Below are 24820 nucleotides of genomic sequence, written 5' to 3'. Positions count from 1 at the left end.
GATTGTATCGCTTCGTGTCGTTTCACGTTCATAGTGTTGTCACATCAAGGATATTAACTATCTCTCCTCGTCCGCGAACGGTTGCGCCACTGAGGCCCGGAATGCCGCTCATAAAGCCCTCAAAGGGTTTTACGACGACCTCCTGTTGGCCGTAGACATGGTCACACTGGAACGCGACCTGTCGAACGTCGTCGCGAATTCGCACGACGACACCGCTCTTGGTATCACCATCGGCTGCCGGCTCAGCATCCGTCTCAGTCTCAGCCTTTGTCTCGAGAACATCTGTAAGTGAGACGACTGGGACACTTCCAGCGTGCCCGGAGCCGGACTCTTCGGCGCCAGCACTGACAGTGGATTGTACTGCTGTCGCTCCGGAACCAGCACCGACGCCGTCGTCGGGTTCGTTGGAAACGGGCAACACCGGTTTGCCGTCTGCCGTCTCGATCAGCGTGGCCGATTCAACATCGTGAACCACGTCGATCGGGATGCCAAACTCCTGGCCTGCGATCTCGAGGAACAGCACGTCATCGATCGCGATCGAGACGGGCAGCATCATCGTGACGGTCGTCCCGTCGCCAGGGGTGCTGTCGACCGAGACCGAGCCGTCGAGTTCAGTGACGGTTCGTTTGACGACGTCCATCCCCACACCGCGGCCACTGACATCAGTGACCTCATCGGCTGTCGAGAGCCCGGGGTGGAAGACGAGGTCGTAGACCTGTTCGTCAGACATCGCTTCAGCATCGTCTTCGCCAATTACGCCTGCGTCGATCGCTTCCGATCGAAGGCGGTCCGGATCGAGGCCACTTCCGTCGTCTTCGACAGTGAGTTCGACGCGATCGCGCGTCCGCGTTGCAGTAACCTCGACCGATCCCGCTTCAGGCTTGTCCGTGTCCGCTCGCTCGTCGGGCGCTTCAATGCCGTGGTCGACGGCGTTTCGAACCAGATGCATCAGCGGATCGCTGATGCGATCGAGAATCGTCCGATCGAGTTCGACGTCTTCGCCCGTGATTTCGAACGAGACAGTTTTGTCCTGTTCGCGCGAGATATCGCGGACGACCCGCGGGAGACGGTTCGTGACGGTCCCAAGCGGGACGAGGCGAACGTCCATGACCGTCTCCTGTAACTCACCCGTGAGGTCCTCGAGTGCGTCGAGTTCACTCTCGAGTGCCTGGCGATCCTCGTCGGCGTCAACAGCGTGTCGGAGCCGAACACGGCTGGTCACCAGTCCCTCGACGAGCGTGAGCAGTTCGTCGATCTGTTCGACATCGACGTGAACGGATTGCATTTCATCGGGCCCGTCGTCGGTCTCGCGGACACGCGAATCGTCTGGCAGATCGATGTCCGGTATCTCGAGTGACGGCTCGTCGATGCGGATCTCGGGTTCAACCGCTTTGTCGTCGGCTGCGGTGTCCGAGCGGTCACCATCACGGTCGGCTGCGTCGTCGCCAAAGCCCTCGCTGTCGTCCGCTTCGAAGGTATCAGCGATATCGAACTTGCCGTCTTCGAGTTCGCCGAACGCATCGTCACCGAAGGTATCCTCGAAGGATTCCGCGTCATCGGTGTCGAGCGTATCCTCGAGCGACTCGAGGGAGTCCGCTGTGTCATCGAGTGATGCCTCCGTGTCGACGGACACCGCATCGGACTCGTTGAAATCGGTCTCGACAGTCGCGTTCGTCGACGCCTCAAGTGCATCGAAGGAGGCATCGTCATCGATTTCAAACGCCTCCGCATCCGAGGTGTCGCTAACGGCCTCAAACGCCGCCGTGTCGTCGTCTGGCGTCTCGAACTCATCGGCCGCGTCGTCGAAGCGATCATCATCGAGTTCCGATTCGACGCCGGACTCGAGGTCTTGGTCGAACGCAGCGGCGTCAGTGTCGACTGTCGTCTCGAATGAGTCCGAAAGATCATCATCCGTGAACGCCGATTCGTCGAGAGTGTCGGCATCGGTAAACGAGTCGACCGAATCAGCATCGGGTGTGGTCCACTCGTCGTCGGTCTCGAGCGAGTCGTCGTGGGTTTTACCGTCACCGAACGCTGTTTCGTCACCAGTCTCGTTAGCAGTCGACGCGTCTGCCGCCTCTGGATCGCCAGCTTCGTCAGCCGCCGACGCATCCGCTGTCTCCGTGTCGCCCGCCTCGAGGCCACCCTCGTCGGCAACGGTCGCGCCGATTTCACTGCCGAACTTGCTGAAGTCCACGATGTTGTTGTCGGTGTCGACTTTATCGTCCGTATCAGTCGTCACTGGCTCGAGACTGTCAGTCGCTGGCTCGAATCCACCGGTCGCGAAGTCGTCATCAGCATCTGACTCGTCAGAGTCGTCTTCATCGATCTCCTCGGAAACAGTGTCGTCTTCCTGCTCGACGACGGCAGCCGTGTCTTCGTCGCTTGTCTCAGTGAACTCGGACACGCTCGGATCGTCGCCGAAGCCGTCTTCGTCGACGTCCGTTGTGTCGTCTTCTTCGGCGGACGGCTCGTCCTCGATCGACTCGCGGTCGACGTCTTCCTCGAGTGAGTCGTCGCCATGTTCGACATCGTCGGACACATCGCTTTGCTCGGACTCGTCCTGACCGTCTGTCTCAGCATCTGCATCAGGTGCCGTCTCGAGCCCGGTTCCAGCCGTTCCAACGTCGGTCGCGCTATCGTCGGCGTCGGCATCGTTGTTGTCGGGTACCGGATCTCCCTCGTCTGCCGACTCGTCGCCGGTGACGAGGTCCTCGAGATCGTCCTCAAGGGCTGCGTCGGACTCGTCAGTCTCGACAGTATCGGAATCAGCAGGCGGCTCGCCGAGGAACGTCTCATCGCTGTCTGTTTCGAGGTCGTCGCCGAGCAGTTCGTCCATGCCGACCTCGTCGTCGGTATCGAACTCGTCAAACTCGAGCTCGTCGAGTTCTTCCTGCAGTTCGTCGAAGCCGACCATCTCGACTTCGTCTTTGAGTTCCTGGAACACCGCTTCGGCGTCGTCAACGGTTTCAGAGTCCTCGTCGGCTGCAGCCCCAGTGTCGGACGCCTCTGAGGCGGCACTCGAGTCGGTTGCGGCTTGGGTGTCCGCTGGAGTGACGTCCGCGTCGGCTGCCGAGTCGGCATCGGCGTCAACATCGTTCGCTTCGTCGAATTCAATTTCGACATCGTCGTCGCCGAGGAGGTCCTCGAACGACCCTGCTTTCCCCATGTTGTCGAACGCATCGAGATCATCGTCGTCTTCGACTTCCTCGACGAGGTTATCGAGGTCATCGTACTGGTCGAACTCGCCGAGGAGTTCGTCGACCTCGAGGTCTTTCGCTTCGTCCGCGCTAATATCTGGGTCCGAGAGGCTGGACTCTGATTCGTCCGTATCCATCGCGGCGATGTCATCGAACTGCTCGGTCACGTCAACGAGTTCGAAGTCAGCCACTTCATCAACCGGCTCGAGGCCGGAGGCGATCGCGGCTTTCGTCACCGCGCTCGCGAAGACAGCGTCGAATCGGCCGTTGTACGCGTGTGCTTCGATTGCGTGTCGTGGCGGAGCCGTCCCGATGAGGTCGAACGCGTCGATCAGGGCTTTGACAACCAGAATACCGGCGTTTTCGCCCTCGACTTCGCTCTCGGCGACCGAGATACGAACCAGATAGACGTTCTGGTCGCCGGCTGGCTGTTCGAACCGCGAGAGGACCTCTTCGATCTCCTCGTCGGTCGGCACATCGATCGGTGCTGGTCCCTCGAGATGGGAGCGCAACGATTGGATCGACGCAGAGGGCGCAGTCTGGAGCGCCGTCACATCGACCTCGCCACGCTCTTGGTGGTCAGCAACGCGCTCGACCATTGTCTCGAGGTCGTCGACGGCGTCGAAGATATCGTCCATCAACTCCGGCGAGACCTCGAGTCGGCCGGCACGGACAGCGTCTAATAGGTCCTCGATGGCGTGTGCGAGTTCGCTTGCGCCCTCGAGACCCGCTGCACCGCAGTTCCCTTTGAGCGTGTGTGCGATCCGGAACACTTCCTCCATCGCTTCGGAGTCATCTGGATTGCGCTCGAGGGTCAACAGTGCGTTGTTGAGTTCCGTAATCCGATCGCGACTTTCGCGAACAAAATCTGCCCAGTACTCAGTCATCACTGTCACCTGTCGTTGTGGTTGCTTCGACGAGTTCGTCGACGAGGTCGCCGGCGGGTGCGACTGTGTCGACGCACCCGGTTTCGATCGCCTGACAGGGGATTCCGAACACGGGACTCGTCGACTCATCCTGTGCAATCGTCTGGCCGCCGGCAGCGGCGATTGCCTCGATACCGGCCGCGCCATCGCTCCCCATGCCGCTCAAGACGACACCACAGAGCGACGCCGAAATCGTCGTGGCGGCGCTTTTCATGGTTACATCGATCGACGGCTGGATCGTCTCGCCGCCATCGACCAGTCGAACCCGAAACGCACCGTCGGCGTCGGTCGTAATCTCGAGGTCTGCGTCGCCAGGTGCGACAACAGCCTCGCCGGCACTGACCCAGTCGCCATCGGTAGCGTGGGTGACGTCGTACGTCGTCCGTGAATCGAGTCGTTCTGCGAATCGTGCCGTGAAATCCGCAGGCATGTGCTGTACAATGACCACTCGCGCACGAAGCGTTCGTGGGAGTTCTGCACAGACTCGTTCGACAATCTTCGGGCCGCCGGTCGAGGCCCCGATGATGATCGTCGGTGGTACAGCGTCGTCGTCTGCCACTGTCGTCTGGTCCTCGAGTGGCGCTGCTGGCTGTTCAACCGAGACGTCAGCGCCGGTTGGACCGGCCGTTCCAACGTCGGTCTGTGTCGAGCTAGTGCCAGCGGCCGAGGCACGCGCCGATGTCGGCGACGTCGCCGGCTCTGAGGACCCCTGCATTCGCGCACGGGTCAACTGTGCCGTCGCTGCGGTTTGCTCGAGTGCGAGTGCCGAAATATCCGCATCCGAGAGTCGCTCGATCGTTTCCTCGAGTTCGTCGACGAAGTGGGCGATATTTCTCGAGCCCGAGCCGTCGGGTTTCTCGATGACGTCGACGGCGCCGGCCTCGAGTGCATCGAAGGTCGCATCCGCGTTTGCTTCGGTATATGCACTGGCCATGATCACGGGAACCGGCGAGGTTTGCATAATTCGCTCGAGAGCGTCAATGCCGTTTAGTTCGGGCATCTTGACGTCCATCGTGATTACGTCGGGATCGAACGTTGCAGCCGTTTTGACAGCCTCGAGACCGTCGTCAGCCGTTTCAATCGTGTAACCGGTTTCAGTGAGCGCGTTGCCGACGACTGTTCGGAAGAACTGCGAGTCGTCGACAACGAGTACTCGCGTCATGCAGCAACGACGTCCGTGAGGGCTTTCCTGACGCTTGGCTCCTCAAAGGGTTTCGTCACGTAGCCGTCCGCCCCGGCTTTGACGGCGAGTTTCATCTTCTCGCGCTGTCCGACGCTCGTGCACATAATCACACGGGCGCTCGGGTCTATTTTCTTGATGGCTGCCGTTGCCTTGATGCCGTTGCATTTGGGCATGACGATGTCCATCATCACGATATCGGGTTCGTGTTCTTTGTACAACTTGACTGCCTCAGCCCCGTTCGACGCCTCACCCAGAATGCGGTGGTCCTGTTCGAGAATCTGCCGCAATAGATTCCGCATAAAATGTGAGTCGTCTACGATGAGCACCCCTGTCGACATTCACTAGTACACCAACTGCTGATTGCCATAGAACTACCATAAATGCTGTCTCTCAATTATCACCTCTGATAAGCGGCATAATTGCCGTCAGAGCCTGCTCAGACGTCCTATTTCGAGCGGTTGTTACCAAAAGAACTCTCGATGACTCCCGATCTAGAAGGCACTCCAGCACACGTCACTGTCACCCGGCCGCGTCCGCCGGGTGATTCCACTCTTGACTCTCCAATGAACTGCCTCAATCGCCATTATCGACTGTGGACTGTGGGCCCGGCCGCCGCAAGCAACTGATCCGTATCAATCACCGGCGTAACTTCGATAACCGTCTGTGGCCCTGTAGGTTCCCCTCGCGACACCGAATCATCCGTTTGACCGCTCTCGTCGTCTGTCGCTGTGATCTCCGTCTCTGACTCGTCTGCTGCTGTCGGCGAGACAACTGCCGACCCAAATCGACGCGACCGGCGGTGTTCCTGTACGACGAGCGACTGAACGAGTGGATGCTCGAGGGCGTCGGCAGAGAGGTCGCGTTTGGTTGCCTCGTCGGCGTCGAGTACGTCGCGTTCTGGGATCGACGCGACCTGTTGAATCTCGTCGACGCGAATTGCTGCTGGTTGGCCCTCACTCGAGCGGTCGAAGACGAGCAGTTGCTCGCGCTCGGAGCCGGCAGTTTCCGTTGGAAAGTGAACAGTTGGATCGATAACGGCTGTGATCTCGCCGCGAAGGTCAGTGAGGCCCTCGACAGCCTCGGGCGTTCGTGGGACTTCAGTGAGGTCGCCGGGAACGTCCATCGTCGTCCGCACGTCGTCGACCGGCACCGCGAGACGGTGGTCTCCGACCAGAAACCGGACGACGCGAATATGTTCCTCGTCAACGTCATCGTCGTCGGAACGATCTGTCTCGCGCGTCGATTGAGCCTCGTCGAGGTCGATACCGAGTAGTTTGTCGGGGAGGTCCGGAGCCATGTTCTGTTCGAGTATCCAAGTCCAGCGATAAAACATTGATCCCCTCGAGTTCGCTGTGGCGTGTGACTCGCTCACGCAATCTGGCAAAGCGAGGAGTTTATTTTTCGGCGTCTCGTTCCCGCTTTCGCAAACGATGCCCCCTGCTTCTAATACTGATCCACCTCCCGACGAGCAGTTTTCTGTCCTTACATTCGAGCTTGCGGATGACCGCTATTGCGTCCGCACTGACGCCGTTGCGACCGTTCGCGCCGTCTCAGAGACAACCCAACTCGAGAATGCTGATGATCCGTGGAACGCTGGTTCGGTCTCGGTTGGCGACGCTCGCGTTCGCATTGTCGACCTACCACGGGTGTTTGCCGGTGTGACAAAAACTACCGCTCGAATCGACGATCCAATGTTGCTCGTGCTGAGCGAACCTGATGATAGTGGTACGTACTACGGCTGGCTGGTCGACGGCGTCGATGTCACGAGAACGGTCCAGGCCTCGTCACTCGAGCCGACACAGGCACCAACCCAGTACATCGCTGGCCGGTTCGAATTCGATGACGGTGGCGCAATTTTACTCGACGAAACAGCAATTCACGGCTAATTCGGTCTGCTGTCGCGCCCTCGTTATTCAGTACAAAAAGGACCTATCGTGCAAGATGGAACCAACGCTCAGACTACCGGAGTCCGGGCGGCGGACCATCGTCAGAATCGTCGTCGATATCGATATCGAGGCCCATCTCTTTGCGCTCTTCTTGGAGTCGCTGTACCTTTCGGTAGTAGTAGGCGACCCCGATTCCGCCAAGGACCACAGCAGTGACGACCAGCCCGATGAACAGTGGGATATCCCGCGTCTGATAGAATCGCACTGAGAGCGTACTATCGACGTGATCCCAGGTCAACTGCTCGCGATTATCGCTAATGTCGCGGTCATAGCCACCCGGATTCACGTCGCCGAACAGGAAGTTCGACGTTCGATGGTCTTCGGGCAACGTGAGTTCGTACGAGCCGTGGGTGTACGCCGGCAACTGGAACGTCTGGCTGCCGCCACTCCCCGAGAACGCAAGCGTCCCGTTCCCATCTGGAACCTGTACGTCCGTACTCGAGCGGCCTTGATCTATCTCGAGGTCCGAGCCGGTTACTTCGGTGCCATTGTTAGGGTACCAATACCGGACGCTGTGGATGTCGAGTGCTTCGTCCCGATAGAAACTGGTCCGATACAGCGAGAGGTCGTCAGTTTCGTTGAGATCGTAAACGGCGCGGAACTCACTGCTGCTGATGAGGCCGCCACCTTCGATATCGATCGCCACGTCGGCGTCGCTGTCGCGCAGGTCGTCGTAGTCTTGCTCCTGATCGAGGTCCTCGTCGGAGATGCCGCCGAAGATCATCGAACAGCCAGCTAAGCCGACAAGGAAGCCGACCGCGATCACTGCGAGAACGAGTCGGCGATTCATATTACGGGACGACACACCGCAGTTCCGCAGGGAGGTACTCGCCGACGCTTGCGAGCAGCCCCGGCGGATCGGTGCCTTCGGTACAGATGACGCTCTGTTCTAAGAGGCCAAGTCGCTCGACGGTGATGTAGTCCTGTGCGTGGCCCGCGCGATTCAGTGTCGCTCGAACCTCCGCACGCGTTGCACTGTTGACGTTGAGTCGGCCATCACCGCGTGTCCACTCGTAGAGGCGGTCGACTTCCTCCTCAGCCAGCGTCGCCGGCCCGTCCTCGTGATAGACGAATCGCAGCGGCATATGCTGAACCAGTCCGTAGCGGTCGCGAATCTGGATGCCTGTCCCGGGGCCAAGCCCGAGGTCGTCCGTCGACAGTTCGATTGCCTGTCCGGCATCAAGGACGAAGCCGTCTTCGTCCCACGAGATCAGCGTGCCCGTATAGACTTCGCCGTCCTCGAGGTCGGTGACGATTTCGCCGAACTCCTCGCGGAGGACGTTTCGCGCGACGACGGCGTCGTCCCCGTCGATGGTGACGGTAGGGAAGTCATCGTGGCGCAAGCCGACCTCGTATTCGACATCGAGATCTGTAATTTCGTTTCCGACGAGCGAGCGCAGCGAATCGAGCGCTCGGTCCTGTGCATCACCGTCGACGTAAAGTTTCGTTGCGAGTACGACCATTAGGCGTCCGCGTTCGTATCGAGATTAAGTTCGTCCTCGAGCGCCGCGAGGCGGTCTTCCATCGCGGTGACGAGGCGGTCGTTATCCATCGACTCGAGTGGCGAGCCACATTCGGGGCATTCAAAGCCAAAGTCCATGGCTTCGCCGAACTCGAATCGGATGGAACAGATTTCACAGAGGTAGAACTCGTGGGTGCGTTCGTACTCCTGTCGATCGTCGAGGGCGTCATGGAGACGGTGCATCTCCTCCTCGAGATTCTCCGGGATGTTCTGGTACTGGAACGTCCAGAGGTAGGTGAGCCACCCCGAGTCTTCATCTCGCAGCCGTCGGTAGGTTGCGAGATCGTTCTCGTACAGGATAAACAGCGCCCGTCGTACATCGTTTAGCTCGAGATCCAGGTCTTCTGCAAGCTCCTCGTCGGTCACTTCCCCGTCAGGTGGTGCCGCTGCAACCGGCATCCCCTTGGGACCGACAAGCTCGTGAAGATACTTTTGAACGACCGGATCCTCGAGCAGGTCCTCAAAAGCCATTACCTACCACTAACGCCATGCAGCCATTAAGTCTTGTCAACTTCTGCCCGCACGGAAACCCAGTGCGGGTGGGTGTGTCACTCCGCCCCGGTGTCCTCAAGTTCCCAGCTGACGGTCACCGACACCGCCTCGCGGTTGCCACCGAGCATCGGCGAGCGCTCTTCGGCTTCGATTTCGTACTCGACTGTTGAACTGGGCTGGAGTGTCAGCGTCTTGTTGCCGATTCGGATGTTTGCATCACCGGTGCCACGGAGTTCGTGTGCAAGTCCCTGGAGGAGGTCTGCTGCTTCGTCGCGTGAGAGGTCGTCCGTGTTTGCCGTGGTTTCAGCCATAGGACATCTGCCACCGGATGGACACAAATAGATTGGCTACGAACAGGCAAGTCGGCAGGCAATTAGCCCCATCGGTCGCTCTGTCCGAGACTCGACTACTGTCCCTCGTCGTCGGCTGGCTCAACTCGTTTGCCTGTCTCCATCGGGATTACCTGCCGATCCGCATTCTCCCACTCGCGCTCGAGTTCGCGTCCCTCGAATAGTCGGTCGAGAAAGACGGCGAGGCCGGCCACTTCGGAGTGAGGTTGGTTAGTGACGCCGACGTTCCAGTCGGCCTCCTCGTAGACGTCGAAGGAGACTTTCTCGGAGCCGACGACGACGAGTAGGTCCTCGCCGTCTGCGTGTGCGTCGCGGATATCGGCTTCAACGTCCTGCACGCGCTCGCCGTACATCGTGAGGTGAACGACCCGCCCATCCCAGTTTCGGATAATTCCCTTCGGCGAATCCGTCAACTCCGCCTCGAAGGGACCCCCAAAGCGGTCCGTGATATCGCTGACCGTCTCGAGCGATTGGCCCGCGTTGTCCGGGATCCAGACCCGGTCAGCGCCGAGTGCCCGCGCTGTAAGTCCGACGTGGGTCGTCATCCGCTCGTCCCGGCCGGGCCGGTGGCCGAGTCGAAGGACGGCGACCGTCGATTCGGTGTGCATACTCGAGTGCAGTCCCGGCGGCGGTTAGGTGGTTTCGCTTTCGCTTGGGCGGAGTTTCACGGTCAAACCGAGAGTCCAGGCCGCAGTCAGTGACGGGCGTTCAATAGTTCAATGGTACCACACCGAATGGGTTCTGTATGGACAAACGCAACGAGCACGACCTCGAGTGGCAGCGATACGATCCCGAGGCCGACGATGAAACGGAGTTTCGCCGGAAAGAACTCTCGAACGCTGTTGACGCAGCCGACATCGGTTGCAGCCTCTACGAACTGCCGCCGGGAGCGCGGTCGTGGCCCTATCACTATCACACGGCGAACGAGGAAGCGCTGTACGTCCTCTCCGGCGACGGGTTGTTGATCGCAGCGGACGGAGAGCAGCCGCTCGAGACTGGAGACTACGTCACGTTCCCCGCAAGTGAACGTGGTGGCCATCGGATCGTCAACGATAGCGACGACCCGCTGCGATATCTCCTGCTCTCGACGATGAATGAACCGGATATCACTGTGTACCCCGAGAACGAGACGTTCGGGGTCTACGTCGGCTCGCCACCGGGCGGGCGTGATGAGCGCTCGCTTGAGGGCACCTATCGTCTCGAGGACGACGTCGACTACTGGGACGGCTGACCGGGTGCAGCCTGTCGCCAGCCGCTGTCGATAGCTTTTTTCGGTGGTGTGCGAAACAGTACCGTAATGCTCGAACGGGTGAGTGGCAGACGCAGTCACCGGGTGGGTGGCCAATGAGCGGCGTTCGCGAGTGGATCACAACGGCTCGAGAAGAGCGGTGGGGACTGCTCGTCGACCTCGCGTTTGCCGTCGCCTGGGTAACGATGGTCGATCTGCTCTTTCGCGTGCTCGAGGGCCCAGACTGGGCGTACTACATGTTCATGCTTGCCGGTATCATCGCGTACTTTGGCTTCTTCGCGAGCCTCGAGCTGGCACGCTCGTCGGAGCGCGAGCAGTGAGACAGACTGAACAATAAAAACGAAACGGCTGCGTATAGTTCGTTACTCTCGGTCGATGTCAACGACCAGTACTGGCTTCTGCGTCGAGCGCAGCGTTCGTTCAGCAACGCTCCCGAGCAGCACCCGGCGGACGCCGCCACGGCCTGCCGATCCCATGACGATCAGGTCGACGTCATGGTCGTCAGCATAGTTGGCGATTTGCGTGTGCGGGTTGCCAGCGATGATCGCCTCCGTGACGTCGATGCCGCTCTCGCTGACCTGCTGGGCGACGCTGCCAGTCGCGTCCGTGGCTCGCTGCTCGAGTTCGGGCAGGTCGCTTAGATTGCCTTGTTTAAAGCGGTCGATCTGTTCGGTGCCGACGGCGACGTCCATTGCATCCAGGTCGACGACGTACAGCGCGTGGATGTCGGCATCGTACTGTCTCGCGAGGTCGACTGCGTGGTCGACTGCGTTCTCTGCAACGTCGCTGCCGTCGGTGGGGACGAGAATGGTGTCGTACATCGTTACTCAGCCTCCGTGTCGGTGTCGACGCCGCCGTCAGTGGCGACGGAATCGTCGGTGCCGCCGTCAGTTGCCACGTCTTCGGCGGTTTCCATGCGGCTCATCGGTTCTGGGCTGTGACACTGCCGGACGAGGCGTTTGACATCCTCCGGTGGCTCCTCCGTGAGAATCGAGACGACGATGATCACGGCGAAGACGACCGGCACGCCCACGAGTGCAGAGGACGTGCCTGGGAGCCACGTCGCAAGTGCCGGGATCACGGCTTCTTCGACGCCCGTGTACATCGGAATCGCGGTGTCGTTGAGAATCGCACCGAACGAGATGACGATGCCGGTGAGCATGCCGGTGATAGCACCTTCTCGAGTCGTGTGCTCCCACCAGAGCCCGAGGAAGAAGACTGGGAAGAAGACGGAGCCAGCGATGGCGAACGACATCGCGACGAGTTCACCGATCAGCGCTGGCGGGTTGAGCCCGATGAGGGTCACGAGTACACCGATACCGAGGATCGTCAAACGACCGACGACCATCTGCTCACGCTGGGTTGCGTTGTCCTTGTAAAGGTTCGTGTAGATGTCGTGAGCTGCTGCCGACGAGGCCGTGATGAACAGCCCTGCGGTCGTCGCCAGCGCGGCTGCGACCGCGCCTGCTGCGACCAGACCAACGAGCCATTCTGGCAGTCCCGCGAGTTGGGTCGTGAGGACGACCAGCGCGTCGGCCTCCTCACCAGCCATACCGGTAAAGCCGTCGCCGCCGCTGACTTCGCTATCGTAGAGTAGCCCACCGAACGCGGCGTACGTCGCAGTACCCCAGTACAGCAGGCAGATGAAGAACAGGCCCCAGACGGTCGACCAGCGGGCGGTCCGCTCGTTATCGACCGTATAGAAACGCACGAGGACGTGCGGGAGTCCACAGGTACCAACGATCAGGCTAAAGGCCAGTGCGATCCAGCCGTAGTAGCCCACACTCGCGAACGGTTCAACGAACTGTGCCTCGAGGCTGGCTGCCTCAGCGACCTGGGAACCGGCCTCCAGATACGGAAGGGCAGTAGACCAGCCTTCCGTCCAGCCGGTCGCGTAGAGACCGAGCGTGAACGCGATGATGAGGATGATGTACTGGATGGCCATGTTCTTCGTCGTCCCCAACATGCCGGAAAGAGCGACGTAGCCGATGGTGACGGCCATCAGCAGAATCACGCCCATCTCGTAGGAGATGCCGAAGATGTACTGGGCCATCAGTCCCATGCCGCTTGCCTGCCCAATCGCGTAGGTAAACGCAATGGCGAGCGTGGTGAACGCGGCTATGCCGCGCGCCCAGTCGGAGTAGAATCGGTCGCCGACGAAGTCGGGCGCGGTGTACTTCCCGAATCGGCGGAACTGCGCCGCCATGAAGATCAGGAGGATGAAGTACCCTGTCGTCCAGCCGACGACGTAGGCAAGCCCGAAGTACCCAAGCGTCGCGATTAATGCTGCGACGCCGAGGTACGAGGCTGCACTCATCCAGTTAGCCCCAATCGCCATCCCGTTTTCAATCGACCCGATCGAGCGACCGGCAACCCATAGTTCGTCGACTGCAGCTACGCGGAAGAAGTAGCCAACACCAAGGAACAGTGCCAGCATTGCAGCCACCGTCAGCGCCGGAACGAGTTTAAAGTCACCAACATCGAGCGCCGTCTCGAGGAGCACTGGCTCGAGCAATCCTAACATCAGTTCTCACCTCCGTCAGCAGCAACGGTGCTACTCGAGTCGGGGTCATCGTCGTCGTGTGAGATGCCGTACTTGGTGTCGAGGCGGTCACGCTGCATGGCGTATGCGACCGAGAGCAACAACGCGCCAAGCGGCGTGACAATCGCCGCTAGGAAAAAGTGCAGCGGGAAGCCGCCCAACACCGTCGTCCCGGTCATCACGCTCGAGTCGAGGAACTCGGCTTCGATCAGTAGCGCGGTCGTCGGGCCGAAAACGACGATAGCCCACGCGGCAAACGACAGCCAGATCACCCGAAGATGGTCCCGCATGAACGGCGTCGCGGGCTTGAAGATGTTTATTTCCTTATCGAGGTACGCTTCCGTCGTGACGCCACCATCCGTCTCCGCGGCGTCTGTCGAATCGTGAGTGGTATTATCTGCCATAGTTGATTGCGTTTGGTTCCGTCCCAGTAGTCGGAAAACTGGAACGAAACAGCTCAGTTACTCGTCCTGTACCTTCGCTTCGATCTCGTCGACGACATCGGGATTGCGCAGCGTCGACGTACTCCCGAGGTCGTTGCCGCTTGCGATATCCTCGAGCAGGCGGCGCATGATCTTCCCTGAGCGCGTTTTCGGCAGTTCGGGTGTGAAGATCACGCTCTCTGGCCGTGCAATCGGCCCAATCGAGTCGTTGATCGCGTCTTCGGCCTTGGCCTCGAGGTCGTCGCCACCCTCGTAGCCGTCTTCGGGAATCGCGTAGACGTAGACCGCCTCGCCTTTGACCTCGTGGTCACCACCAACAACGGCGGCCTCTGCGATCCCTTCGACGCCGACAACGGCGGATTCGATCTCCATGGTTCCGAGGCGGTGGCCGGAGACGTTGATCACGTCGTCGACGCGGCCCAAAATCGTGATATAGCCGTCGTCGTCGATTTTCGCGCCGTCTTCGGGGAAGTACACCCACTCGTCGTTGTCGGGGTCTGAATACTCCTGCCAGTACTCGTTGATGAACCGCTCGTCGTTGTTGTACAGCGTTCGGAGCATGCCCGGCCACGGCTTATCGACCGTCACATAGCCCGCTTTGCCGGCCTCGACCTCCTCGCCTTCGGCGTCGACGACCCGTGCGTCGATGCCCGGCAGCGGCGGGCCGGCAGAGCCGGGTTTCATCGTGTTGATCGCCGGCAGCGTCGTGATCATCATCCCGCCGGTTTCGGTCTGCCACCAGGTATCGACGATGGGGCAGGACTCGTTGCCGATGTGTTTGTAGTACCACTTCCACGCGCGCGGGTTGATCGGCTCCCCGACCGTCCCGAGCAGCCGCAGACTCGAGAGGTCGTGTTCGTCTGGGTACTGCTGGCCCCACTTCATGAACGCGCGAATCGCGGTTGGGGCGGTGTAGAAGATATCGACGCGGTTGCGCTCGATGATCTCCCACAGCCGGTCCTTGTCGGGGTAATCGGGCGTCCCCTCGTACATCATCGTCGTCGTCCCGAGTGCGAGCGGGCCGTAGACGATGTAGGAGTGGCCGGTAATCCAGCCGATATCCGCGGAACACCAGTAGGTGTCCTCAGGCTTGATGTCCAGCACCGAGTGACTCGTCCAGGCGGCGTACGAGAGGTAGCCACCCGTGGTGTGTTTGACACCCTTCGGCTCGCCCGTCGTTCCCGACGTGTACATCAGGAACAGCATGTCCTCGGCGTCACGAGAGACTGGCTCGACCGATGCGCCAGCATGCTCCGCAACCAACTCGTCGTAATCGTGCTGGTTGTCCGCGAGCGAATGCGTCAGCGCATCGCCCAGTCGGTCGACGACAACGACGTCGGATACCTCGTGTTCGACGCCAGCGAGGCCTTCGTTGGCCTTCGAGATGTGGTCGAGTGCGTCGCCGCGGCGGTAGTACCCATCACAGGTAACGAGATACTCGCTGTCTGCGGCGTTCATCCGCGTCGCGAGCGCGTCCGCCGAAAAGCCGGCAAAGACGACGCTGTGTGGCGCGCCGATGCGGGCACACGCGAGCATCGCGACCGGCAACTCGGGGATCATCGGCATGTACAGCGTGACGACGTCATCTTCTTCGACGCCGAGGTCACGCAGCGTCGCCGCGAACGATTCGACCTCGTTCAACAACTCGCCGTAGGTGTACGTCCGCGTTTCGCCCAGTTCGCCCTCCCACTTGATCGCCGCCCGATTCTTTGCCCCATCTTCGACGTGGCGGTCCAAACAGTTCGCAGAGGCGTTTAGCTCCCCACCTGTGAACCACTCGTAGAACGGCCCATCGTCGTCATCGAGAACGGTGTCGTAGTCGCGGTCCCACGACAGCAGGTCAGCCGCCCGCTCCCAGCACTCGGGCCAGTTCTCTTCGAACTCCTCATACACCGCCGGATCCGACACGTTTGCCTGCTCGACGAACGACTCGGGCGGGTCGAACGCCGCCTGCTCTTCGAGTCGTGCCTCGAGACTAACTTCCTCCTGTGTCATGGTACACACAGTCAATGAATAACCATGATACTAAAAGGGCGCTCTAGGTGTGCAAAATTGAGCGCGTGAACGAAGCATGAGTGTGCGGCCGAGCACCGGTTTATCGGGCTACCTGTGCAAGACAGTCCGTCCACGATCACTCTCATATCGAAAATGCCTGTCCGAAAGCCGTTTGTTTCGCCGCTGTAAGGGCAGATTACGCGCTCATCTAGAGAATTAGTATTGGCTTACAGACGAGTTGCCTGCCTCGAGCACTGTGTCAGCTCTGGGTAGCTGTGTCAGCTGTCGATTCAAGGCGCTCGCGGCCGGCCTCTCCGTCACCTGTTGACCGGTCGAAAAAGGTCTGGAGCAACTCGTGTTGGGCCTTTCGCAAGTGATTGTGCAGGGTCGGTGAGGAGACGTCCATCGCATCAGCGATCTCTTCGGCCGTACTCTCGCGTGGCCAGTCGTAGTAGCCGCCGTAGTAGGCCGCTCGAAGCGTTGCCTCCTGCCGGTCAGTAAGCTGATCCTCGAGTCCTGTCCGAAACTCTCGAGCCGTCTGGACGGTACGTTCGGTCTCGCGTTTGCCAACAAGTTTGCTGTCGGGGAAGACGGCTCGCAGCCCGTCAACAACGGTTCGAAGTTCGGTATCGGCTGCACACTCGCCGGTGATCGTCGCTGTTCCGTCTTCGATGACTGCCTCGAGGACGGTCACGCCGTACTCCGTTAGCGTCAGCGTCGGCGCAGCGCCGTCGACGACGAACTCGAGTCGCCAGCCCTCGGCATCGGTTTCGACTAACCGGCAGTCAGCGATGCCCTCGGTGGCCTCCGCACGTTCGAAAACCTCGGCTGGCGAACTCCCCTCGAGTCGAACGTAGTACAACTGTGTCGACTCGGCGACGGGTACCAGCGTCTCGAGTTCGAATCGACAGCCGAGGCTCCGAGAGGTCTCAACGAAGAACGAACCGCTGTCTTTGCAGACAATCTCGAGTTCGGCGACCCGATCGGAGAGCAACAGGTTGCGACGACGAACGGCTGCGATTGCCGCGCCGATGTGGCGACCGATCGTCTCGAGCCACGCGCACTCGTCGTCGTCAAACGCCTCGGGACGGGACGTCACAACTGCGAGAGTCCCATACGTCGTGTCGCCGTAAGTGAGTTCGACAGCTGCAAGCGTGCCGGTAAACGAGGTTTCATCGATCGTCGCCTGTACGTCGCGCGTGAGCACACCCGTCGACGCAGTAGTCGGTCCGTCCACGGGCCACTCGTCTGGAGTAAGTCTCTCGGCTGCTGCTGCTGCAAACCCCGCAGTCGTCCGTTTCCCCTGGCGCTGTGCGATCGTCGTCCGGTCAATCCAGGCACCGACGTAGGGGTCACCCGCTGCCAGCGCCCGACAGGCCTTTCGTTCGACAGTCTCGTGGTCTGTTGCCTCGAGCAGCCCCTGTGTCAGCGCTCGATACCGCTGTGCGATCGTCTGTCGGGACGCCAGCGTATCTCTCTCGGCACGCATTTCCTCGAGTTCGTCCTGTGTGGCGGTTCCGTCACGGACGAAGACGACGAACCCGCGGTGGCGACCTCGATCATCTCGAAGCGGCGAGACGACCTCTGTCGCGCGAAATCGCGAGCCATCCTTATGGACACGCCAGCCGTCGACTTCCGTTCCAGCATCCTCGAGTGCGGCTGACAGCGTTCGGTCGGGGTCGCCCGCCTCGACGGCGTCGTCGGGGTAGAACGTCGAGAGATGCGTGCCGACGATTTCGCCAGCCCGGTAGCCGAAGAGACTGGCTGCACTGCGATTCCAGCGCTCGACGTAGCCCTCCGCATCCAGGCGGATGAGGGCATAGCGATCACTCGCAGCGAGCAACAGTCGAATAACGCTGTCACCGAGGACGCTCTCCGTTCGTGACTCCTCGTGGCTCTGTTGCTCGCCCGGCCTGGGCCGTTCGACAGCCCCGAACGCGTCGACGAGCGCGGTATCCGTTGGCTCCTCGAGATAGCGCTCAAGCGCTTCGAAACTCTGCCAGCCACCTGCGGCTTTGACGATCCGCGGGTTGATATCGTGCTCAACGAGCGCTTGAGCCACAAAGTATTGCCGCAGATCGCTTGTCGAGACGTCAGCAAGCGCGGGGTCGTCGGTGTGTTCGGCCGCTCGATCGCTGACCGCTGAGACGAGCATCTGGAGGCGACGCGGCGTCACGCCGAACAGCCGGTCATCAGCAGAAAGGTCGTTACTGCGGGCGTAACGTCGCAGCTCTCGCTCGACAGTCGTCGGCAGGTACGCTGTTCGACCGTCACGATCCTCACCGTCAGGAATCCGAACGAGATAGCGCGGCGGGTCCATTCGAACTTGCTCGATATCGCCGACCGTGAGCCGCGCCAACTCGGCCGGTCGAAGGCCAACTGCACCGCAAAGTTGGACGACGAGCGCCTCGCGATAGGTTTCAGCAGCGTCGAGTAGTGACTCGTACTGGCGTTTCGAGAGTCCCACTCGCTCTTCGCCTGCCTCCTCGAGCGACATAGTTCGCGGTTTCAGCAGAGACGAACATAATAGTATCGACAGAGAGACCCAAGAATGTGCGTTTGAGGCTCTACAAAATATTGACTAATCGATCCAGTTTCGCGTGATTTGAAACGCCGAATCAGTCGTCGCTGCGTTCGGCCTGAATCTCGCCGACGATTTCTGGGTTCCGGAGCGCGCTCGTATCACCTAACTCCGCGCCGTTGGCGATATCCTCGAGCAGGCGGCGCATGATCTTGCCCGAGCGTGTTTTGGGCAACTCTGGTGTGAACACAATTTCGGTCGGTTTGGCAATCGGCCCAATTGTCGCGTCGATGTTGTCGATGATCGCCGCTCGAATCTCCCCGTCGGCTTCGTAGCCGCTTTCAGTCGAAACGTATGCGTAGATCTCCGTGTCGCCGATATCGCTCGAGCGCCCGACGACGGCGGTTTCTGCGATGCCGGCAACGTCGGTAATTGCGCTCTCGATCTCCATCGTACTCAGTCGCCGCCCGGAGACGTTGATCACGTCATCGATGCGCCCAAGCACGGTGATGTAGCCGTCGGCATCGACCGCTGCGGCGTCGCCGCTTGCGTAGCGCCACTCATCGTCGGCTGGGTCGGAAAAGCGCTCCCAGTACTCCGTGCGATAGTGCTCGTCGCCGTCGTACAACGTTCGAGCCATCCCTGGCCATGGCTGCTCGAGAACGAGATAACCGGTTTCCCCCGGGTCGACGGGGGTTCCGGTGTCGTCAACGACGGTGGCTTCGATGCCAGGGAGCCCCGGTCCGGCCGAGCCGGGTTTCATCTCGTCCACACCCGGCAACGTCGAGACAACGACGGCTCCCGTTTCTGTCTGCCACCAGGTGTCGACAACCGGACACTCTCCGTTGCCAATATGCTCGCGGTACCAGCGCCACGGGCGTGGGCTAATCGGTTCCCCGACCGACCCAAGCAAGCGCACACTCGAGAGGTCGTGTTTGTCAGGGTACTCTGAGCCCCACTTCATGAACGCACGAATCGCGGTTGGGGCGGTGTAAAAGATGTCGACAGCGTTTCTGTCGACGATTTCCCAGAGCCGATCCCGGTCAGGGTAGTCCGGTGTCCCCTCGTACATGACCGTCGTCGTCCCCAGTGCAAGCGGCCCGTAGACAATGTAAGAGTGGCCGGTAATCCAGCCGATATCAGCCGCACACCAGTAGGTGTCTTCGGGCTCGATATCGAGGACTGCCTGACTCGTCCAGGCGACGTGGGCCAGATAGCCACCGGTCGTGTGCACCACGCCCTTTGGCTCGCCCGTCGTCCCCGAGGTATACATCAGAAACAGCATCTCCTCGGCGTCTCGAGCAACCGGATCGACCGTCTCGCCGGCATGGGCGGCCTGCAACTCGTGATAGTCGTGTTCGTTCTCACCGAGGACGTGCGGGAGATCATCGCCGAGTCGGTCGACGACCACCGTTTCGATGTCCGCCTCGAGTGCAAGGCGTGCGTTATCGACCTTGCTCTTCTGGTTGAACGCATCGCCGCGGCGGTAGTAGCCGTCACAGGTGACAAGAAATTCGCTGTCTGCGGCGTCCATTCGCGTCGCGAGCGCGTCCGCCGAGAGTCCTGCAAAAACCACGCTGTGTGGTGCGCCGATACGCGCACACGCGAGCATTGCAATCGGTAACTCGGGGATCATCGGCAAATAGATCGTCACGACGTCGTCTTCCTCGACCCCAAGTCCACGCAACGCAGCGGCGAACTCGTTGACTTCCACGTACAGATCCCGGTATGTGTACGTCTTGCGCTCGCCGTGTTTGCCCTCCCAGCGAATCGCAACCTGAGTTTTTCGCCCCGACTCGAGGTGTCTGTCGACGCAGTTGTACGCGGCATTCAGTTGCCCGCCGGAAAACCACTCGTAAAACGGCGCGTCGTCCGTCTCGAGGACGCTGTCGTACTCACGGTCCCATGACAGCAAGTCAGCCGCCTGTTCCCAACACGCTGGCCAGGAGGTATCAAACGTCTCGTAGATACTCGAGTCAGCGACGTTTGCCTGTTCGGTGAACCACGCTGGGGGGCTGTGTGGCGACCCGGTCGGAACGGTCCGATCTTGTCCCCACCCGCTCCGATCAACCATGTCTCATTCGAACCGACGAGAGTCAGCCGAATAAACGTTCCTCCGGAGACACCGCCATAGGGGCTAGCGATTTTCGACTAATTCACCCGAACTGCAGGAACTGTCTGTTATCCTCGCGGTCGCTGCTTGGTGGATAGACGAGCATAACTGAACCAGGTGCGTGCTGGACGAGTCGAAGCGGAACATCGCGTAATTCGGGATGCCAGCCCGCTGCTCCGGAGCGCGGACACACCCCCACGACAAGCGTCGTCGCCTCGAGCGAGTGAAGCCACGCCTCGAGTGCACGCCAGCCGTCGACGGCATCGACAGTCACTGACGTGGCCGGTTCAATCAGGTCGAACAGTTGCTCGTAGCGGTCGGGTTCGTGGCCGACAGCGACGGCATGGATCGACGCACCAACGCCGACCGCGAGGTGCTCGAGCATCCGAATCGTATCGTAAAACCCGTCGGTGCGGTTGATCGCCGGCGGCAGGATCACCGCAATTTTGGTCGTCGTATTGAGCGGTTGGCGGAGCGTCGTCACCAGCACCTGTTGAGTCGTCCGGGCAAGCACGTCGTCGATAGTAGTGCTGACCTGTCGCCCGCGTGGTGGCGACGCGCCATCCCACCCCAAAAGCAGTGTCGTCGCGCGGTTTTCGTAGGCTGCACGAACGATGCCTGATGCTGGCCGCTCGGCAATGCGTGTCTCGCGCTCGATTGGAACCTCGGCACCAGCAGCAACACCAGCCGCATCCTCGAACGCCTCCTCGATCGCCGCCAACTCTGTCGTCGTCTCTTCGCCGGGTTGTGCGACGCTCAGCAGTATTAGTGGCTGTTCTTCCCGCTGGTCACGGACGAGTAGCCCACACTCGAGAAGGCGATCGCGTTCGACGGTCGGAAGCGTACTCGCGAACGGAACCGCGACGCGCTGGGGTACGGTTCGAGGGTCATATGCGGTCCGATCGGAGCGACGCGCGAGGACGCTCCCGTAGCGGTCGACGACAATCGGGCTGAGCACGCTGACAACCAGAATCATGAGCACGACCGCATTGAGCATCGCCTCACTGAGAAGACCCGCATCGAAGCCGATAAGAACGATTGCCAGCGCTGCAGCGGCCTGCCCGACCGAAAGTCCGAACATCGTCATCGTCTCTGCATGCGAGTAGCCGAATTTCCGAGCCGTCAGCCACGCAGCCGCGTACTTTGTCGTGATGACGAGAACGAGCAGGGTGACGGTGAGAACTACCGTCTCGAGGCCTGCAGCGAGCACGCGAACATCGACGAGCATGCCGACCGACAGGAGGAAAAACGGGATAAAAAGCGCGTTTCCGACGAATTCGATACGATTCATCAGCGGCCCGCTTTCTGGGATCAGGCGATTGAGCGCAAGACCAGCCAGAAACGCCCCGATAATCGGCTCGACGCGGGCAAGTTCCGCGAGATACGCACAGCCGAACAGGACAGCCATGACAAACAGAAACTCAACGTAGCTCTCCCGCTCGACCGTCCGAAAGAACCAGCGACCGAGTCGCGGCACAATCACCCAGACACCGCCGAAAAACAGCGCCAACCCGACGCTCAACTCGAGCCAGAACGTCGGCCCGAGCGTCCCCTGTTCAGCGGCAATCACGACCGCAAGCACGAGTAATGCGAGCGTATCGGTGATGATCGTCCCCCCAATTGTCGCCGTCACGCTCTCGCGAGTTGCAATCCCCAACTGGGCGACAACCGGATAGGCCAGCAACGTATGCGACGCGAAAATCGCCGCAAAGAGCGATGCTGCTCCCAGCGACAGCCCGAGTACGCTGTAGCCAACGACCATCCCCACTGTCTGCGGGACGAGAAACGACAGCACCCCAAAGACGATGCTGCGGTCTGTGTACCGAATAAACTGCGAGAGATTGATCTCGAGGCCGGCCACAAAGAGCAGGTAGACGATTCCAACCTCGCCGAGCAGGATAATCGTCGCATCGCGCTCGAGCACCCCCAGCCCGTTGGGACCGATAGCTGCACCGACAACAATAATACCGATAATTCCTGGCAGTCGAACCCGCCGGATCACAAGCGGTGCCGTCAAGAAAACGACGATCGCAATACCGAAGACGAGTATTGGATCGTCGACCGGCCATCCCGACACCATCGCTTAGTACACCGGCTCTGTACCGCCTATTACTGCGATTCGCTTCGCTTGCACACGCCTGTCCACGAACACCGCGTTCGTGTCGCCGCAAAAAAAGGCGTTGACGGTTCCAGCCGTACGAACGGCCTATTCAGACCAGTACCGCATTATACACGCACTCAAACAGGTGTTGCGGGCAGTATGGGACACACTACAGCCGGACGAGACCACTCGCTCGAGTCGGTCGCGCCTTAGAACTCCGCTGTCGACTCGAGATCGCTTGCGTCCGTTTTCGTACTCTCACGAACGACGTACACATCGTATCGTTGGTCGTTTGCCACTGGGCTGCCAACGCTCGATTGGGGCGCAATGACCGAGCCCGCGTTTTCTGACCCGATAAACAACACTGTTGGATCAATCTCGCCAGCAACGCGACGAATCTCTCGCACCACGTTCGTCGTCGACGTCGCCGTCGGCTCATCGGAGCTGACCCGAACCGTCCGCACCGTCGCCGCCGGAGCCACATCGTTCGCTCGAGCTGTCAGTCCCGACTCGATGGCATCCATCTCGAACGGCTCACCCTCCGTGATCCAGCCCCGCTCTCGAGCGTAGGCCGGATCATCGGGAATTACAGTCAGCACAACAACATCTTCCTCGAGTACCGACCCGAACATTACGGCGCGCTCGAGTGCAGTCGTTGCGAGCTGGGAGGCATCGAAGGGAACGAGTAGTGACATACACCGTTCTCTGCTGACCGACGAGGTAAAGGTTCGGTCCAGTTGCCATCGGCTGGCGATTCTCGATAGCCGCTGCTCGAGCGGTGCACGGGTGCTCGAATGGTGGTAAGATACTCGAGTAGAACTTGATCCTCGAATCTGGACAGTCAGTGTCCGCTCGAGGAGGAACTTCTGGTGTCCGCTCGAGTCTCGACGGGGCGTTGCGCTCGAGTGAACGTGTGAACAGTCGACGGTGTGCGGGACCGGATTCGAACAACGCGAAGACGTGCTCGCGGTGCTGCGCGCGTCTTCTCTCGTTCGAATCCGGCCTGCTCTTCACTCACTTCGTTCGCTCATGCGCGGGACCGGATTCGAACCGGCGGACCCCTACGGGACAGCGTCCTAAGCGCTGCGCCGTTGGCCTGGCTTGGCTACCCGCGCGCATCTGTTCGTTTTCACGAATCGAGTAAGAACCTGTCGATCCGAGCTATCCGCTGCGAGAGACAATTACTGATGCTTGACCGGCTCCTCAGGCGACCAATCCGGCGGCACAATAAACGTGATGTGCTCTGGATCTCGAAGCTGATGCAGCTCCGCAGCCTGTTCGGCCAGCGAACGATCTCGGTATGGCATCTCGAGGCCGCACCCAGTACAGACGAGTTTGCAAGTTGGTTCCTTCATGGCGAACAGGCCCGATCGCTGCCGGGCGGTGGCATATTCATCACTGGGTCGTCAGAGGGCTTTAGTAGTCGTCTCCTAGCGGAACCGGACGAGAACGGCCGGTATACCGACTCAGTACTAGCTGAACGTTGGATTCGGTAGCACAGTATTGGGTATCGCTCGGGACGGCGTACACACAGACAGTGTTCAAATACGGCGATATATTCACCCCTGCTGGTGACAGTCTCACTTGAACGTCGAGGCGATTGTTCACCACAGACACATGATAGATACTCTGTTGAATCTGCCGACAAGAGAGCGCATCTACGCCGAATTATCTGCTCCAGAGAATACAATATGGCAGTTAGACAAGCCAAACAAACGGCCTGTGTGATCGTTTTAAGCTAATTTACTCGTTGGTCTGAGAATCAATGACTGAATGGGAACAATTCGATAATCAGATGCTAGGTCCATACACCATCACCAATAGCTACTACGTGTACCAGTACACAGCCACGTATGTTTATGCGATGCGAGCACTTACAGCAGGTATGCACAGTGCACGAGACCGCCTCGAGTACGAGCCCTGGCTCGAGGATCTCGAGGAGATCGCAACGGAACTCGAACTCGAGGATGATGCTCGCTCGTGTGCCATCGACCTCTTTCTAACCGACGTTCCAGACGCTGACCGCTCCAAGCGGGTCGTCCTCGCGGCGAGCGTCTACGCCGGGTCGCTCGTCGCCGGCGATGGGCGCACCCAGCGTGCCGTCGCCGACGCTGCCGACGTCTCACGACTGTCGATCCAACAGCGCTGGAAGGATATTCTCGAGCGGGCGGGCCTCGAGCCGCCACGCTGGTAACTCGCAATGGACTCTATCGGATGAGTCGTAATTCCGCCTCGAG

The 24820-nt window shown here is 60.2% G+C and carries 22 protein-coding genes and 1 tRNA gene; 4 read left to right on the top strand and 19 right to left on the bottom strand.

Annotated elements, in window-relative coordinates:
* Positions 1–28: 28 nt before the first annotated feature.
* The 4 genes from G6M89_RS00645 to G6M89_RS00630 all read right to left on the bottom strand — a co-directional run bounded on the left by G6M89_RS00645 (position 29) and on the right by G6M89_RS00630 (position 6606).
* On the bottom strand, positions 29–4087 hold the full coding sequence (locus G6M89_RS00645) for a chemotaxis protein CheA (protein ID WP_165159861.1): 4059 nt from the start codon (positions 4085–4087) through the stop codon (positions 29–31).
* On the bottom strand, positions 4080–5288 hold the full coding sequence (gene cheB / locus G6M89_RS00640) for a chemotaxis-specific protein-glutamate methyltransferase CheB (RefSeq protein WP_165159860.1): 1209 nt from the start codon (positions 5286–5288) through the stop codon (positions 4080–4082). Before cheB ends, G6M89_RS00645 begins: the two co-directional genes overlap by 8 nt.
* Entirely contained in the window at positions 5285–5647 is a 363-nt protein-coding gene (cheY, locus tag G6M89_RS00635; protein ID WP_087713836.1) for a chemotaxis protein CheY, read from the bottom strand. The genes cheB and cheY overlap by 4 nt, the downstream gene beginning before the upstream one ends.
* Before the next feature lie 245 nt (positions 5648–5892).
* Positions 5893–6606 (bottom strand): chemotaxis protein CheW, encoded by a 714-nt coding sequence (locus G6M89_RS00630; RefSeq protein ID WP_165159859.1) that lies wholly within the window; start codon positions 6604–6606, stop codon positions 5893–5895.
* A 133-nt stretch (positions 6607–6739) separates the two neighbouring features.
* On the opposite strand from G6M89_RS00630, the gene G6M89_RS00625 reads away from it, so the two are divergent.
* Positions 6740–7195, top strand: coding sequence for a chemotaxis protein CheW (locus G6M89_RS00625; RefSeq protein WP_165159858.1), 456 nt, complete (start codon positions 6740–6742; stop codon positions 7193–7195).
* Positions 7196–7268: 73 nt separating this feature from the next.
* On the opposite strand, the gene G6M89_RS00620 is transcribed toward G6M89_RS00625, so the two are convergent.
* The 5 genes from G6M89_RS00620 to G6M89_RS00600 form a co-directional block, all read right to left on the bottom strand.
* Positions 7269–8045 carry a DUF5803 family protein gene (locus G6M89_RS00620; protein ID WP_165159857.1) on the bottom strand — a complete coding sequence of 259 codons (777 nt, stop codon included), beginning with the start codon at positions 8043–8045 and terminating at the stop codon, positions 7269–7271.
* 1 nt (position 8046) lies between these two features.
* Entirely contained in the window at positions 8047–8718 is a 672-nt protein-coding gene (locus G6M89_RS00615) for a DUF2110 family protein (protein ID WP_165159856.1), read from the bottom strand.
* Positions 8718–9248 (bottom strand): transcription factor, encoded by a 531-nt coding sequence (locus G6M89_RS00610; RefSeq protein ID WP_087713834.1) that lies wholly within the window; start codon positions 9246–9248, stop codon positions 8718–8720. The genes G6M89_RS00615 and G6M89_RS00610 overlap by 1 nt, the downstream gene beginning before the upstream one ends.
* Before the next feature lie 77 nt (positions 9249–9325).
* Entirely contained in the window at positions 9326–9580 is a 255-nt protein-coding gene (locus G6M89_RS00605; RefSeq protein ID WP_165159855.1) for an amphi-Trp domain-containing protein, read from the bottom strand.
* A gap of 95 nt (positions 9581–9675) precedes the next feature.
* A complete protein-coding gene (locus G6M89_RS00600) occupies positions 9676–10227 on the bottom strand; it encodes a tRNA (cytidine(56)-2'-O)-methyltransferase (protein ID WP_165159854.1) in 552 nt (183 codons plus the stop codon).
* Between the two features lie 137 nt (positions 10228–10364).
* Here G6M89_RS00600 and G6M89_RS00595 point away from each other — a divergent pair, with 137 nt between their 5' ends.
* Entirely contained in the window at positions 10365–10850 is a 486-nt protein-coding gene (locus G6M89_RS00595; protein WP_165159853.1) for a cupin domain-containing protein, read from the top strand.
* A gap of 113 nt (positions 10851–10963) precedes the next feature.
* Positions 10964–11188, top strand: coding sequence for a hypothetical protein (locus G6M89_RS00590; protein ID WP_165159852.1), 225 nt, complete (start codon positions 10964–10966; stop codon positions 11186–11188).
* Positions 11189–11230: 42 nt separating this feature from the next.
* On the opposite strand, the gene G6M89_RS00585 is transcribed toward G6M89_RS00590, so the two are convergent.
* The 10 genes from G6M89_RS00585 to G6M89_RS22515 form a co-directional block, all read right to left on the bottom strand.
* On the bottom strand, positions 11231–11689 hold the full coding sequence (locus G6M89_RS00585; protein ID WP_165159851.1) for a universal stress protein: 459 nt from the start codon (positions 11687–11689) through the stop codon (positions 11231–11233).
* A 2-nt stretch (positions 11690–11691) separates the two neighbouring features.
* Entirely contained in the window at positions 11692–13392 is a 1701-nt protein-coding gene (locus G6M89_RS00580) for a cation acetate symporter (RefSeq protein ID WP_165159850.1), read from the bottom strand.
* Entirely contained in the window at positions 13392–13814 is a 423-nt protein-coding gene (locus G6M89_RS00575; protein ID WP_165159849.1) for a DUF4212 domain-containing protein, read from the bottom strand. The genes G6M89_RS00580 and G6M89_RS00575 overlap by 1 nt, the downstream gene beginning before the upstream one ends.
* Positions 13815–13871: 57 nt before the next feature.
* Positions 13872–15848 carry an acetate--CoA ligase gene (acs, locus tag G6M89_RS00570; protein WP_165159848.1) on the bottom strand — a complete coding sequence of 659 codons (1977 nt, stop codon included), beginning with the start codon at positions 15846–15848 and terminating at the stop codon, positions 13872–13874.
* Between the two features lie 259 nt (positions 15849–16107).
* A complete protein-coding gene (locus G6M89_RS00565) occupies positions 16108–18345 on the bottom strand; it encodes a bacterio-opsin activator domain-containing protein (protein ID WP_165159847.1) in 2238 nt (745 codons plus the stop codon).
* A gap of 121 nt (positions 18346–18466) precedes the next feature.
* Entirely contained in the window at positions 18467–20443 is a 1977-nt protein-coding gene (gene acs, locus G6M89_RS00560) for an acetate--CoA ligase (protein WP_165159846.1), read from the bottom strand.
* An 82-nt stretch (positions 20444–20525) separates the two neighbouring features.
* Entirely contained in the window at positions 20526–22562 is a 2037-nt protein-coding gene (locus G6M89_RS00555; RefSeq protein ID WP_165159845.1) for a cation:proton antiporter, read from the bottom strand.
* A gap of 230 nt (positions 22563–22792) precedes the next feature.
* Positions 22793–23278: a universal stress protein gene (locus G6M89_RS00550; RefSeq protein WP_165159844.1), complete on the bottom strand. Its 486-nt coding sequence runs from the start codon at positions 23276–23278 to the stop codon at positions 22793–22795.
* A gap of 335 nt (positions 23279–23613) precedes the next feature.
* Positions 23614–23698 (bottom strand) — tRNA-Leu (locus tag G6M89_RS00545).
* A gap of 66 nt (positions 23699–23764) precedes the next feature.
* Positions 23765–23890 (bottom strand): hypothetical protein, encoded by a 126-nt coding sequence (locus G6M89_RS22515; protein ID WP_255488035.1) that lies wholly within the window; start codon positions 23888–23890, stop codon positions 23765–23767.
* A 578-nt stretch (positions 23891–24468) separates the two neighbouring features.
* On the opposite strand from G6M89_RS22515, the gene G6M89_RS00540 reads away from it, so the two are divergent.
* A complete protein-coding gene (locus tag G6M89_RS00540) occupies positions 24469–24777 on the top strand; it encodes a transcription initiation factor IIB family protein (protein ID WP_165159843.1) in 309 nt (102 codons plus the stop codon).
* Positions 24778–24820: the final 43 nt, after the last annotated feature.

This window comes from Natronolimnobius sp. AArcel1 (assembly GCF_011043775.1).
Classification (GTDB): domain Archaea; phylum Halobacteriota; class Halobacteria; order Halobacteriales; family Natrialbaceae; genus Natronolimnobius.
The sequence above is the reverse complement of the archived record's forward strand: the minus strand, read 5'-3'. Positions and strand labels throughout refer to the sequence as shown.